This window comes from Blautia sp. HCP3S3_D9, assembly GCF_052063845.1.
GTDB lineage: Bacteria > Bacillota > Clostridia > Lachnospirales > Lachnospiraceae > Blautia_A.
In genome coordinates this window covers 1-14,511 of sequence record NZ_JBQHWS010000007.1, presented here as the reverse complement: position 1 = coordinate 14,511, position 14,511 = coordinate 1, and the positions used below count along the sequence as shown (strand labels likewise).

Annotated in this window: 11 protein-coding genes; 3 read left to right on the top strand and 8 right to left on the bottom strand. The window is 42.0% G+C overall.

Annotation, left to right across the window (positions count from 1 at the left end):
* The first annotated feature begins 198 nt into the window (after positions 1–198).
* A complete protein-coding gene (locus ACTNES_RS02995) occupies positions 199–1,749 on the top strand; it encodes a putative DNA modification/repair radical SAM protein (RefSeq protein ID WP_291805426.1) in 1,551 nt (516 codons plus the stop codon).
* Positions 1,750–1,872: 123 nt separating this feature from the next.
* Entirely contained in the window at positions 1,873–2,634 is a 762-nt protein-coding gene (locus ACTNES_RS02990) for a TIGR03915 family putative DNA repair protein (protein ID WP_291814493.1), read from the top strand.
* Between the two features lie 89 nt (positions 2,635–2,723).
* Here ACTNES_RS02990 and ACTNES_RS02985 read toward each other — a convergent pair whose 3' ends face one another.
* The 8 genes from ACTNES_RS02985 to dapF all read right to left on the bottom strand — a co-directional run bounded on the left by ACTNES_RS02985 (position 2,724) and on the right by dapF (position 13,322).
* Positions 2,724–4,883 carry a Tex family protein gene (locus ACTNES_RS02985; protein WP_291805431.1) on the bottom strand — a complete coding sequence of 720 codons (2,160 nt, stop codon included), beginning with the start codon at positions 4,881–4,883 and terminating at the stop codon, positions 2,724–2,726.
* A 224-nt stretch (positions 4,884–5,107) separates the two neighbouring features.
* On the bottom strand, positions 5,108–6,394 hold the full coding sequence (locus tag ACTNES_RS02980) for a M28 family metallopeptidase (RefSeq protein WP_291805433.1): 1,287 nt from the start codon (positions 6,392–6,394) through the stop codon (positions 5,108–5,110).
* A 269-nt stretch (positions 6,395–6,663) separates the two neighbouring features.
* Positions 6,664–7,776, bottom strand: coding sequence for a DUF975 family protein (locus ACTNES_RS02975; RefSeq protein WP_291805435.1), 1,113 nt, complete (start codon positions 7,774–7,776; stop codon positions 6,664–6,666).
* 186 nt (positions 7,777–7,962) lie between these two features.
* Positions 7,963–9,171: an aspartate kinase gene (locus ACTNES_RS02970; RefSeq protein ID WP_291814495.1), complete on the bottom strand. Its 1,209-nt coding sequence runs from the start codon at positions 9,169–9,171 to the stop codon at positions 7,963–7,965.
* A gap of 166 nt (positions 9,172–9,337) precedes the next feature.
* Positions 9,338–10,552: a homoserine dehydrogenase gene (locus ACTNES_RS02965; RefSeq protein ID WP_291805441.1), complete on the bottom strand. Its 1,215-nt coding sequence runs from the start codon at positions 10,550–10,552 to the stop codon at positions 9,338–9,340.
* Between the two features lie 7 nt (positions 10,553–10,559).
* The gene (locus tag ACTNES_RS02960; protein ID WP_216460008.1) at positions 10,560–11,015 is read right to left on the bottom strand and encodes an ACT domain-containing protein; all 456 of its coding nucleotides are present in this window, start codon (positions 11,013–11,015) and stop codon (positions 10,560–10,562) included.
* Positions 11,016–11,257: 242 nt separating this feature from the next.
* A protein-coding gene (gene prfB / locus ACTNES_RS02955) for a peptide chain release factor 2 (protein WP_441038476.1) occupies positions 11,258–12,368 on the bottom strand; the annotation gives its coding sequence in 2 pieces (ribosomal slippage) (positions 11,258–12,292 and positions 12,294–12,368; 1,110 coding nt in all).
* Positions 12,369–12,473: 105 nt separating this feature from the next.
* Positions 12,474–13,322, bottom strand: coding sequence for a diaminopimelate epimerase (dapF, locus tag ACTNES_RS02950; protein ID WP_291805446.1), 849 nt, complete (start codon positions 13,320–13,322; stop codon positions 12,474–12,476).
* Positions 13,323–13,537: 215 nt separating this feature from the next.
* Here dapF and ACTNES_RS02945 point away from each other — a divergent pair, with 215 nt between their 5' ends.
* Positions 13,538–14,137 carry a hypothetical protein gene (locus tag ACTNES_RS02945; RefSeq protein ID WP_291805449.1) on the top strand — a complete coding sequence of 200 codons (600 nt, stop codon included), beginning with the start codon at positions 13,538–13,540 and terminating at the stop codon, positions 14,135–14,137.
* The last annotated feature ends 374 nt before the right edge of the window (positions 14,138–14,511 follow it).

Here is a 14,511-nt window from a genome sequence, read left to right as displayed (position 1 = left end):
ACTATCCCGCGAGGTGTTTTGGCATGCATAGGCCAAAATCCCGAGACATACGGCGCGAATTTATGCGATTAGCATAAATTCTGTGCATCGCGAAGCGTGTTATTGAGAACGGAGTGAACAGTAACAATTTCCAGTTTTTCAGAACGTAAGTTCTAGAAAAGGCTTGCAATACCAAACATTTGTTTGTATAATAATCTTATGAATACAACAATCACCGACAATAACTATACACTTCAGGAGAAACTGCAGATTCTTGCAGATGCCGCGAAATATGATGTCGCATGTACCTCCAGTGGTTCCAGTCGCCGGGGAAAGAAAGGAGAACTCGGCAATGCTGAGGCATGCGGTATCTGCCACAGTTTTGCAGCAGATGGAAGATGTATTTCCCTGCTTAAGATCCTGATGACCAACCATTGCACTTATGACTGCAAATATTGCATCAACCGTGTCAGCAATGATGTGAAAAGAGCAACTTTTACACCAGAAGAAATCTGTCAACTGACTGTCGAATTTTATAAACGTAATTATATTGAAGGATTATTTCTGAGCTCCGGAGTTTTGAAAAATCCTACCTATACAATGGAACGAATGTGTGAAACTTTGCTGCTCCTCCGCACCAAATATCATTTCAACGGATACATTCATGTGAAAACAATCCCCGGAGTCTCTGACGAGCTCCTTGCTGCTGCCGGATATCTGGCAGACCGCATCAGTGTAAATATGGAACTTCCCACTCAGGAAAGTCTGCGCACACTGGCTCCCAACAAAACCATGAAAAACATCCTGAACCCTATGGGAAAAGTACAGAGCACGATTGCCTCTCACAGAATGGCAATTGGAAAATCTGCATACATGGAGCGAAGCCGCGGAAATCAGTTTTTGAGCCATGGAATTTTCTCAGATAATTCTCACCAGGTATTCAGAGAAAAATTAGAAAGCCAAAGCATACCCCCACAATTTAAAAATATTTCCGATAAAAACAGCACAGCAAAGAATATTCAAGATGTATTTTCACAGAAAGAAAATGACATGACCAGCCGCATTCTTACCTGGGAAAATGCCTGTCAGCTGGCACCTCTTGATATGTCTGATCTGAAACGAAGTTTTGCACCAGCAGGCCAGAGTACACAGATGATCATCGGAGCTACCGGCGAGAGCGATTATACTTTACTGCAGACTACTCAGGCATTGTATCAGGGATACGATCTGAAACGAGTTTTCTATTCTGCCTATATTCCGCTGAATGAGGACAAGGTTCTGCCGCAGATTGGTACACCGCCGCCCCTTCTCAGAGAACATCGACTGTATCAGGCAGACTGGCTGTTACGTTTCTATGGATTTCAGGCAGATGAACTGTTATCGGAAGCTCAGCCAGACTTCAATGAACTGCTGGATCCGAAATGTGACTGGGCGCTGCGCCATCTGGAACAATTTCCTGTAGAAGTAGAAACTGCAAGTTATGCACTGCTGCTTCGCATCCCGGGTATCGGTCCAAAATCTGCCAGCCGTATTACCCATGCAAGGAGATATGGAAGATTGAATTTTGAAAGTTTAAAGAAAATGGGTGTTGTATTGAAACGGGCGCATTATTTCATCACATGTGGTGGAAAGCAGATGTTCCATACACCGATTGAGGCAGATTATATTACAAGACAGCTAATTACTGTAGATAAGAAAGGCCTGTGGAACATACAGCATTCCAATGAATCCTATTCGCAGATGACACTTGCAGATTTCGGAATTAGCTGATCAATATATGCATATTTATAATTCAGCTTACTACACGCGTACAGTTTTGCACTGAGTATCTGCTACGCAATGCAGCTTAATACAATCTTCTTTTTAGAAATAAAACAGAAATGAGATAAGATCATGAAAATATTCACCTGTAAAGACCGTCTGGAGGACATTATGACCTGCATCTATGATGCCTGGGCAGAAGCCCTGAAGATTGGCCATAACCAGATACAATTAAAGAAAGAGCCCATATTCCAGCAGACAATGTTCGATGAATACATCCATATAGACGGTAATCCTTCCAAAGCAGAAAAGGTAATCCGCTCTATCCGCAGAAATATTTCAGAGGAAGCATATCTGGATGTCTACTATGCCACATTATCTGCGGAAGAAGATGCTTTGCAGGCAATTTACAATTTTCTGAGAGCAGGGTTTGCTGCCGGAGGAACCATACTTCGTCAGTACTCCAACCCTCATGTGATCAAGCTTCTGGAAATCCGCCGCAGAGTGTCTAATGAAGCACACCATTTCCGGGAGTTTGCCCGTTTTCAGAGTCTGGATTCTCAAGTATATGTCTGCCATCTGGAACCGCGAAGTGATGTGATCATGCTGGTGGGCACGCATTTTGCTGACCGGATGCCTTCGGAACACTGGATGATCATCGACGACAACCGCAAAACAGCCTGTGTCCATCCAAAAGATGGCGAGAATTATCTTCGCTATCTCACAGATGAAGAATTTCAGACACTGCGCAAAACCGAAGAATATGAAGATGAATTCACAGATATGTGGAAGACATTTTTCCATGCCATCAGTATCAAACAGCGTGAGAATTACGTCTGCCAGAGAAATCTATTTCCGATATGGAAGCGGAAACATGCTGTGGAATTCAAATGATTCAATAAAACAGGGATCACCCTGGCTGAACATATTTCCGTCATGAGTAATCCCTGTGATTGTTTTCAAAGAAAGTCTGACACTTTCTATTATTTATTTAATCCTTTCATGGATAAGCTGATACGTTTCTTCTTCATATCAACTCCAATGACTCTTACATCTACGATATCCCCTACGCTTACAGCTTCCAGAGGATGTTTGATAAATCTCTCTGTTATCTCAGAAACATGTACCAGACCGTCCTGGTGTACTCCGATATCTACGAATGCACCAAAGTCAATGACATTGCGGACAGTTCCCTTGAGAATCATTCCCTCTTTTAAGTCTTTCATTTCAAGAACATCGGAACGAAGAATTGGTTTCGGCATGTCGTCACGAGGGTCACGGGCCGGTTTCTCCAGTTCTTTTACGATATCACGAAGTGTGATCTCACCGATTCCCAGTTCTGCTGCCATCTTCTTGTAGTCTTTTACCTGCAGGGAAAGTCCAAGAAGATTTCCTGCTACAACATCATTTGGCTTATATCCAAGTCTGGAAAGAAGTGCAGATGCTGCCTCATAGCTCTCAGGATGTACACTTGTTGCATCCAGAGGGTTCTTTCCGCCGGAAATACGCATGAAACCTGCACACTGCTCAAATGCTTTCGGTCCTAATTTTGCTACTTTGAGAAGTTCTTTTCTGTCTGTGAACTGACCGTTCTCTTCTCTGTAAGCTACGATATTCTTGGCGATTGCTTTACTGATACCGGAAATGTATTCTAACAGAGATGCAGATGCTGTATTTAAATCTACACCGACTTTATTTACGCTGTCTTCTACAACACCGCTTAATGCTTCATCCAGTTTCTTCTGGTTCATATCGTGCTGATACTGACCTACACCGATAGATTTCGGATCGATCTTAACCAGCTCTGCAAGCGGGTCCTGCACACGTCTTGCGATAGAAGCTGCACTTCTCTGTCCTACATCGAAGTTCGGAAACTCTTCGGTAGCCAGTTTACTTGCGGAGTAAACAGATGCACCTGCCTCATTTGTGATCAGATACTGTACTTTCTTCTCCGGGATCTCTTTGAGCATGTCTACGATAACCTGCTCGGATTCACGGCATGCAGTACCGTTTCCTACAGAGATCAGGGATACGCCGTATTTCTCGATCATTGCTTCTACGGTATCTTTGGCTGCACGGATCTTCTTCTCTGTAGTCGGTGCTGTCGGGTAAACAACTGTAGTATCCAGTACTTTACCTGTAGCATCTACAACTGCAAGCTTACATCCTGTACGGAACGCAGGGTCCCATCCAAGTACAACTTTACCGGCGATTGGAGGCTGCATCAGAAGCTGCTCCAGGTTCTTGCCGAATACACGGATTGCGCCGTCTTCTGCTTTGTCAGTAAGGTCACTGCGGATTTCTCTCTCAATAGCAGGTCCGATGAGACGTTTGTAACTGTCTTCTACAACTGCCTTTAGGATTGGAGTTGTGTTCGGGTTGTCTTTCTTGATGACTCTCTTATTTAAATAACGGAGGATGTCTTCTTCCGGTGCATTTACTTTAACAGTGATAAATTTCTCTTTCTCACCACGGTTTAATGCTAGGACACGATGTCCAGCCAGTTTCTTGATCGGCTCTTCGAACTCATAGTACATCTCGTATACAGACTGTGTGTCAGCATTCTTTGCTGTGGAAGAAATGCTTCCGTTCTTTGTTGTCAGGTTACGGATGTAGATACGGTAGTCTGCTTCATCGGAAATACGCTCTGCGATGATGTCCTTTGCTCCGTTTAATGCCTCTGTGACATTCTTAACGCCTTTTTCTTCAGAAACGTATGCTTTGGCTTCCTCTTCTACCGGCTTCTCTGTCATCTGCAAAAGAATGATATCTGCCAGAGGTTCCAGACCTTTTTCTTTGGCGATTGTCGCACGGGTGCGGCGTTTCGGACGGTATGGTCTGTATAAGTCCTCTACTACTACCAGAGTCTGCGCATCCAGGATCTGTTTCTTCAGTTCCTCTGTCAGCTTGCCCTGGTCTTCGATACTCTTTAATACCTGATTCTTCTTATCTTCCAGATTTCTTAAGTAAGTCAGTCTCTCAAAGAGTGCACGAAGCTGCTCATCATTAAGAGAACCGGTTGCTTCTTTTCTGTATCGGGAAATGAAAGGAATGGTGTTGCCTTCGTCAATTAATTTGACTGCAGCTTCTACCTGCCATTTCTCCACCTTCAATTCCTGTGTGATTACCTGAATAATATCCATTATTTCTTTATCTCCTCTTGTTGCTTGTCAGAATACAGATTGAACTTTCATCACATCTGTATAAAACTTCTGTTCTTGCGTTGGATTCTTTCATTTATCAATAAAACGCTCTTGTGATAGGGTATCAATCCAGAGTTCATTTGTCAAGTGTGTGATTTTCCACTATTGTTTTTCTCTGGCATTATCCATCACTTTTCACCATTGCAGGAAAAAACATAACTGATTTAGCCGAAGTATTCATCCAGCTGAGCAATAAATTCTTCCGGCACTTTCCGTTCAAACGGAAAACTGTCAATATTTCCAAGTCGGTCTGCAATGTATCCTAACAGGATTGCACTTCTCTCCAGAGACCAGTCTGACAGCAGTGCAATGGTGTCGTGACGTGTGTGCATGCCGAAGCCATCTCTGTTCAGAGTCATCGCAGGAATTCCTTTCCATGCAAATGTATTGGAGTCACTTCCCCAAATCTGGTTCTTGGTTGACATTCCGATGCCAATCTCATGAGCCATGTATGTGATCATGTTACAGATAGAAGCATCACCGGTAACACCTACTACCGTTCCACCCACAAGCTGTCCTGCAAGGTCTACATTCATATTGAAGCGATGCGCAGAAAGCTCTGACTCATGAACTTTAATATAACTCTGGCTTCCCAGCAGACCTTTCTCCTCTGCGCCAAACCAGATAAATTCCATTGTTCTGCGTGGTCTGTGTGCTTGGAAATATCTGCAGAGTTCCATAATAATCGCGCCGCCAGACATATTATCATACGCTCCCGGTCCCTCTTGAACAGAATCATAATGTGCAGTCAGAGTCAGGATTTCCTCTGCCTTATCTGTTCCCTCGATCTGTGCCACTACATTGCGGGATGTACGTGTTACAGTTTCCTGTTCCACAACTAAGCATGCCTGAGATGCACCTTTTGTCACCAGTTCGATGGCATCTTTATAATGAATGCTTACGCCAGGAATTCTGTTATCATAATTCTGTGCCTCTTTTCCTGCCGCTTTCTTCTCTTCTCCCGGAAGATTCTTCGGCAGACCGTACGCACGTGGGATCAGATCCACACCCTCGTCTAATGGAGAACCTGCAATACTGATAAATCCCACTGCTCCTGCTTTCACCAGCTTCTGGTACATGTCTTTTCTTACCGGATCGTTTACCATAACGATCTTTCCCTTGACCTGTGCAAGGCTGATATCATCACCGTTCTCCGCATACACAAATGGTGCTTTCAATCCATCCTCCGCAGTATTGGCGCATCTGCCATATCCGGTTACTGTGTATTCTTTTGTGTATGGTTCTGTAATTGTCAGCTTTGCTTTCTTGATCTGAAAAGTATCGAAACTAAACTCTTCCAAACGGCTTTCGACCCCAAAGCTGCTTAATGTTTCCTGAATCAGTGCCGCCGCTTTTTCTTCGCCTGCAGTACCAGCCTCTCTGATATAATCAAACCCTGCCAGAAATTCCATCTGGCGTTTTCCGCTAATCTCATTTGTATTCATAATCATCAAAAACCTTCCCTATTTTATGTTCTTTCATAACTATTCAGCAGTCTACTATCCCGAGACATACAAGTCAAAATCCCATCGCCGCAGGCGATTTTCAATGGATTTTGACTCGTAACTGTGAAGGTACTGAACAGTTACGTTCTTTCTTAATCGCAGTGTTTCTATTATAACATCTGTTCCTCTCATTTTGCCATAAATAATAAAAAAAAGACCTTTCCCGACAATAACATTTATCATATCGGATAAAGATCTTTCTTAATATACCCGCTTTATTTCAGGCTGTTGAAATATTCATCCCATGGTTTCGGTTCATTGTCTTCTTCCTCTTCCTGGGCTGGCAGAGTGTTCTGCTCTTTTTTATTTACGGTATCTGCCTGATCATTCTGATTTTCAGCTCTGTCTGAAGCAGTTTGTGTCTGTACTTTTACAGAATCTGAATCATACGAACTATCAGACGATGATTTACTATCTGTACTGTACACGTTACTCTGCATTTCTTCATTGTCTGCAGTATTCTGTTCTTCTCCGTTTTCGTAAGAATTGAACGCCGCCTCCTGCGGTGCACTCCAGAACTGCTGCTGATTCTGCTGGTTTTCCTGCGGCTGTCCGCCAAACATAGGATTTACATAATCCTGTGCTGCACGTTCTTCTTCCTCTCTCTGTGCAGTAAGTTCTCCCAGCAGATCACGATAAAACATTACTTCCGTCATTTCCATATATGGCAGGATCCACAAAAGTGCAATATAGAACGTAAAAACAGAAAGAAACATCAACGGTACAAAGCTCAGTTTAAGCATCAGATATTTTCCGAAGTTTCCATGCATCATTTCGATGCTCTCTTTCAGCGCCTCTGTTCCTTTGATATCCGGCCTATCTGCCAGAATGAAATATGTCATTTCCAGCGGAATCACCAGAACCTGAAAAACGAGTACGCCCACAAGCATCAGCAGAATACTCGTATAAAGCCATGCAATCTGAGATTCTATGGTATCTCCGATCTCAGCAGTGTTGCCATAAATCGTATACGGCAGCATAGTCAGGAAATTCAGTACTGCCAGGAAAAATGTGGCAATGAGTACTCTGTCCGGATGATTTTTGTAAAAGTAGATCAGGTCATTCAGGGAATATGATCTTCCTCTGGCAATGTTCAGATACATATAATTTAATCCTGCTGAAATTACATTGATCAGCAGAGTTAAAATAAATGAGAATGCATATCCCATCACTATATCAATTGTTTCTGTTCCCGGAAACAGGGAAGATGAAACCATCCCGCCGATCAGCGACAGTGCCTGTACTGCTACAAATGCCAGAATGATCGTACCATACTTTCCGGACATTGCCTGTTTTGCATATCTTTTTAGTTCACGTCTTGGTGTCATGAAATTCTCCTATAATTCAATTCAAGTATGCTTAAGCATACTTATTACAAGGTGCGCATTATGCTATTTCATAACGCACACCTTTTCCATTTATTACTTACATATAATATTTCAGCTTACTCTGTGCTACGCAAAATACAGATAGTATTTTCCATGAACAACTCATAATATTACTTGTCTCTATGATCAGTCTGTCAGATTAAATGCATCGTGTACCGCATTCATTGCACGCACACCGTCTTTCTCGTTGATCAGAACTGTCACACGGATCTCGGATGTTGAGATCATATTAATATTTACTCCCTCATTATAAAGACTCTCGAACATCTTCGCAGCAACACCAGGATTACTCATCATACCAGCTCCAACGATGGAAAGCTTCGCAATGTTTCTCTCGGAATGAAGTTCTGCATATCCAAGTCTTGCCTGGTTTGCTTCCAGAGTTGCAACTGCATCGTCCAGATCATTGCCGTCTACAGTAAAGGAAATATCCTTCTTTCCGGCACGTCCGATAGACTGCAGGATAACATCTACGTTAATATTCTTTCTTGCAAGTGTATCAAATAATTTAAAAGCCACACCTGGCTCATCTTTTAATCCGATTACTGCGATTCTCACTGCATCTGTATCCAGAGCAACACCGCTGATCAACATTCTCTCCACTGTTACTTCCTCCTTTACCACGGTTCCTTCACTGTTATTTAAACTTGAACGTACCACAAGCGGCACACCATATTTCTTCGCCATCTCTACAGAACGGTTGTGAAGTACACCTGCTCCCAGAGTTGCCAGATCCAGCATCTCATCGTAAGTGATCTCTTTCAGCTTTCTCGCATTCGGAACCTTACGTGGATCTGCTGTGTAAACGCCGTCTACGTCTGTGTAGATCTCACATGCATCTGCATGAAGTGCTGCTGCCAGAGCTACCGCTGTTGTATCGGAACCGCCTCTTCCCAGAGTTGTATAATCATCGTATTTATCCACTCCCTGGAATCCGGTAACCACTACGATCTTCTTGTTCTCCAGCTCCCTCTTGATACGCTCTGTATCAATTCTCTTTAAGCGTGCATTTCCATGACTGCTTGTGGTATGCATGGAAACCTGAAAAGCGTTCAGGGATACCGCCGGTACACCCAGCTCATCCATTGCCATAGCCATCAGTGCAACAGACATCTGTTCCCCGATGGTAAAGAGCATATCCATCTCTCTTTTCGGAGGTTTCTCGTTGATATCCTTTGCCATGGTGATCAGTTCATCTGTATATTTACCCATTGCAGACAGAACGACTACCACGTCATTTCCCTTTCGGTATTCTTCGATACAGCGTTTCGCAACATTAAAGATACGCTCTTTATTTGCAACTGATGTACCGCCAAATTTCTTGACAATTAACATTGTTTTTTGCTTCCTCCATAATAAGTTTACAGGAAAGAAAAGACTTCACATCTTCCCTTTCCTGCCTTGTTTAGCATAGTCATATCACTACGCAAAATATGCATTTATTTTTGCATCAGTGTATTCTATCCAGTAAAGTATATAATACACGAAATCCGTCGATTTATCAATCTTTTACGCGGATTTTTGCAAGTACCTGGCTCTCAATCTGAGCCAGTTTCTCTTTAAATTCACTCTGTGTCATTTCAGCAGTGGTAAATGCGCATTCTTCCGGAAGCTGATCCAGGCTGATCACTTCAATCTCACCGAATACTTTCTTCGCTTCCTCCGCTGCATCTTTCTTAATTCTCACGAAAAATCTTCCGGTTACATCATCCAGCGGTTTCAGAACTGCAGGAGTGCTGTTCCAGTTTGTTACGATATTTGTATGGAGATGTTTGGCCGCATCTACAATATCGCCAACTACAGCACTTGCAGTAGGCAGTTTACCTGCGCCGCTTCCATAGAACATAGCATCTCCCAGCATATTTCCATGTACAAAAACTGCATTAAATACATCATTAACGCTGTAAAGAGGGCTATCCTGTCCGATCAGGAACGGTGCTACCATTGCATAGCAGGTTCCATCTTCCAGTCTGCGGCTGGTTCCCAGAAGTTTGATGGTTCTGCCAAGCTTCGCAGCATATTCCATGTCTTCTGGTGTGATCTTTGTGATTCCCTCTGTATAAATATCTTCGAAATCAAAATATCTCTCATAAGCAAGGGAGGAAAGGATTGCGATCTTACGGCATGCATCGTAGCCCTCTACATCTGCAGTCGGGTCTGCCTCTGCGTATCCTTTCTGCTGGGCTTCTTTTAATACGGTATCGAATTCGCATCCTTCTGTGCTCATCTTGTAAAGCATGTAGTTAGTTGTTCCGTTGAGGATACCTGTCACTTCATCGATCTCATCTCCTGTAAGGGAAGAATTGATCACACGGATGATCGGAATTCCGCCACCGCAGCTTGCCTCAAATAAGAAGTTGATGCTCTTTTCCTTTGCGATATCCATAAGTTCGCGGCCGTGTTTGGCAACCAGAGCTTTGTTGGATGTACATACATTCTTTCCTACCAGAAGTGCTTTCTTTACAAATGTAAATGCCGGTTCTACACCACCCATTACTTCTACTACGATATCTACTTCCGGGTCATTGACGATCTGCTCATAATCATGAACCAGAACTTTCTCTACAGGCTGTCCCGGAAACTCGCGAAGATCCAGAACATATTTTACATTGAGTTCCTGTCCGGCACGTCTTGCAATACTTTCTTTGTTTGTGTTTAATACTTCAAATACACCGCTTCCTACTGTGCCATATCCTAAAATTGCTACATTGATCATTTTTCTTTTACTCCCTGCCTAATATTTTCAGATAGTGAATTCCTTCACTCTGTTCAATCGTCTCTACCATTGCCTCTGCATCTCCCTCTCCCGGAAGAATATCCACACTCAAAGTAAGTGTGGCAACTCCATTGATCGGAATACTCTGATGAATGGTAAGAATGTTTCCGTGAAACCGTGCAATCGTCTGCAGGACAACCGACAAAAGCCCCGGCTCGTCATCCATCTGGATGATAAAGGTGATGGTCTTTCCCCTGGTTTCCTCATGAAATGGGAAAATATCATCTTTGTATTTGTAGAAAGAACTTCTGCTGATCCCGGTCCGCTCTGCTGCATCCTGCACGGTATCTACCTTGCCAGAGTCCAGAAGCTTCTTAGCTTCTACGACCTTCAGCAGAACTTCCGGGACTGCACGTTCCCTTACTACGAAATATTTCTTTTTCTCTGATCCTGGTTTCTGCATCTCTATTTACCTGTCCGTTTCTTAAAGACATTTGTGTTCATACAATGGATATATTAACACAACAGCTAGAAATACGCAAGAAATAAGTTGTTTCCTGTAAATGAAAATCCTTCAATAAAAACTGCTGTTCACTCATCCCGGCAATACGCTTTGCAAAACATCCGCATACAAAAATTAATCTGCAATAAATTCTTTATACAACACGAAAAGGCTGTCCTGCTTCAGACAGCCTTTTTTATTCATTATTTCTTCAGCGCGATCCACTTCAGATATGCGTTGATAAAGATATCGATTCCTCCATCCAGCACTGCATCCACATTTCCGGTCTCTTCGCTTGTACGATGATCCTTGACCATAGTATATGGCTGCATGACATAAGAACGGATCTGATTTCCCCATCCGATATCAGTTACTTCACCACGGATACCGGAAAGCTTCTCCTCTGCTTCCTGCTGTTTGAGAAGATACAGCTTTGCTTTCAGCATCTGCATAGCTTTGTCTTTATTCATATGCTGAGAACGTTCATTCTGACACTGTACCACGATTCCGGTCGGGAAATGTGTGATACGGATAGCAGATGTTGTCTTGTTAATATGCTGACCGCCGGCACCACTGCTTCGATAAGTATCGATACGGATGTCGTCGTCATTGATCTCTACATCCAGATCCTTCTTGATATCCGGCATAACATCGCAGGATACAAAGGAAGTCTGGCGTTTACCTGCTGCATTGAAAGGAGAGATACGTACCAGACGGTGAACTCCTTTCTCTGATTTCAGATAACCGTAAGCATTTGTTCCGTTTACCTGGAAAGTAACAGATTTGATACCTGCCTCATCACCGTCCAGATAGTCCAGCACTTCCAGACTGAAGCCTTTCTTATCTACCCAGCGGCTGTACATACGGTAAAGCATTCCGCACCAGTCACATGCCTCTGTTCCGCCTGCACCTGCATTCAGCTTGATAATGGCGTTCTCACTGTCATATTCTCCGGAAAGAAGTGTCTTGATACGGATATTGTCGAAATCTCTCTGGAACTCATCCAGCATCTCCTGAATTTCAGGAATGAGTGCAGGATCGTTCTCTTCATATCCCATCTCGATCATGGTTTCCATATCTTCCATCTGAGTGATCAGATTCTGATAGGTCTCCATGTCATCTTTCATGTCTTTTAATTCTTTCATCTTCTTCTGGGAAACTTCTGCGTCATCCCAGAAATCAGGCGCTTCCATTTCGCGCTCTAATTCTTCAACCTTCTGCTCTTTGTTAGCGAGGTCAAAGTGAATCCCTCACTTCCACTAATGGTTCTGTATAAGTCGCAAGAATACTCTTGAACTGGTCTAATTCAACCACAGCTTCACCCACTTTCTTATTTTAAATATATCGCAAACATCGTTTTTTACAGTTTGACTCGCTTAAAATAATAGCATATCTTCAGGCAAATTACAAACAAAGAATTTATGAGAAGAAACTCTCCGCAACACTCATATCTGCGATATATCCAACAGTTCCTGTCATATAGATCGTTCCATCTTCTTCAATGTCGATCTGGATCATTCCACCCGGCTGGTTTACGTTAATACGGGATTCTACCAGGCCAAGTTTATATGCTGCCGCAGCGGCTGCACAGCTTCCTGTTCCAGAGGCTTTTGTATATCCAGAGCCTCTTTCCCAGATCTCAATATCCAGATTTCCTTTATCGATCTGACGGCAGATCTGCAGATTCATTCTCTCTGGAAATTCATTCGCGTTTTCCACATACGGTCCCAGATTCTTAACTGCTTCTGCACTTACGTTATCTGTAAAAATGATACAATGTGGATTTCCGACTGTCAGGCAGGTAGCTTTATATTCTTTTCCATGAAATACAAATGCTTCTTTGATTACTTCACGAACCTCTCCAGATACCGGAATATCGCTTGAGATAAAAGAAGGTTTTCCCATATTTACTTTAAACTCTGTTGCACGGCTGTTCAGGCATTCCACATGGATGGTGCCGGCCATGGTTTCGATATCGAATTTTTTCTCTGTAATATATCCCTGATCCATCAGATATTTTGCAAAAATACGAACACCATTTCCACTGATTGCTGATTCGCTTCCATCTGCGTTAAAAATACGCACGCCAAGTTTTCCGTCAATCTCTACAGGTCCATAGAGCACACCATCTGCACCAAGTCCAAATCCTCTCTGACAGAGAAGTGCTATCTTCTTTCCCTGAAGCTGTACCTGATTCTTCTTCGGATCCAGGATCAGATAATCATTTCCAAGTCCCTGATATTTACTCATGATAATTGTATTTGCCATAGCCGCATCCCTCTCCTTATCTATATTCTAAGATCTTATTTCCTGTTTTTATCTGTACTCATCGCTGTTAGAAACATTATATTCCATTATTTTTACCATGTATATGGATTAAAATGCGAATAATATTGCAAAAAATGCTATATGATATTTATATAATCTATGTTATTATAAAAGTAATCTGTAAAATATTTTTACATAAAAAAGGAGGATGTTTAATGAAAAGAAAAAAGTTGTTATTCTTATGTGTTATGTTCTGCCTGAGTCTTATGATGTCTATATCAGTACAGGCAGCATCAAAGCAGGCACCTATTTATAAGGAGTTCCTGTTTAATCATCCATCTTACACGTGGTTTCGTACCCTGGATATTAATAAAGATGGTGTAAAAGAACTCATTATCAGTGAAAACCAGCAACCGTACCGTTCTAATATTTATTATATTTACACTGTAAAAAAAGAAAAAATGGTTTATCTTGGAAGAGTATCTCATTCCAACACTTTCAAAGATGGAACAAGTAAAGTTATTTTTTATAATTCCAAACTAAAAGCTATCAGAGAAGTCGTAACAGGTCCACACAGTTTAGGATTATCTTTATATAAAATTTCAGGATCAACCCTTAAAGGTATTGCTTATTCTAATGAAACCTATGGACGATTCCCTGTTTATGCTTTTACCAAAAATGGCAAAGATACTTACTATTCCACAACAACAGGTATAAAAAAATTCAAACAATTAGTTGATCAGTATTTCTATAAAGGCTGTAAGAAATATACATTATATAAGAATAATGCAGCAAATCGCTCTAGCAAACTCTGATCAATTCATAATATCCCCTGTTTTCAGACATAGACAGGGGATATATTTATACAAAAAAGACCATTATATCAGTTCTCTGATATAACAGCCTTACTGTGTTATCACTCCTCTCTATTCTGTTTTCTATTTCTTTACCCCATTTCGAAATAGTTACAAAGTTTTTACGATTACTTTGTAATTGTATGATACTATTATCGTGTGATAATGTCAATATCTTTGTAGCATATTTTCTCAAAAAATGTTATGATGTTGTTACTGTTCATTGGTAATATCCCGCGAGGTGTTTTTTGTGAGCGAAGGTCACAGAAAACCCGAGACATACCGCGCGAATTTATGCGATTAGCATAAATTCTGTGCATCGCGAAGCGTGTTAC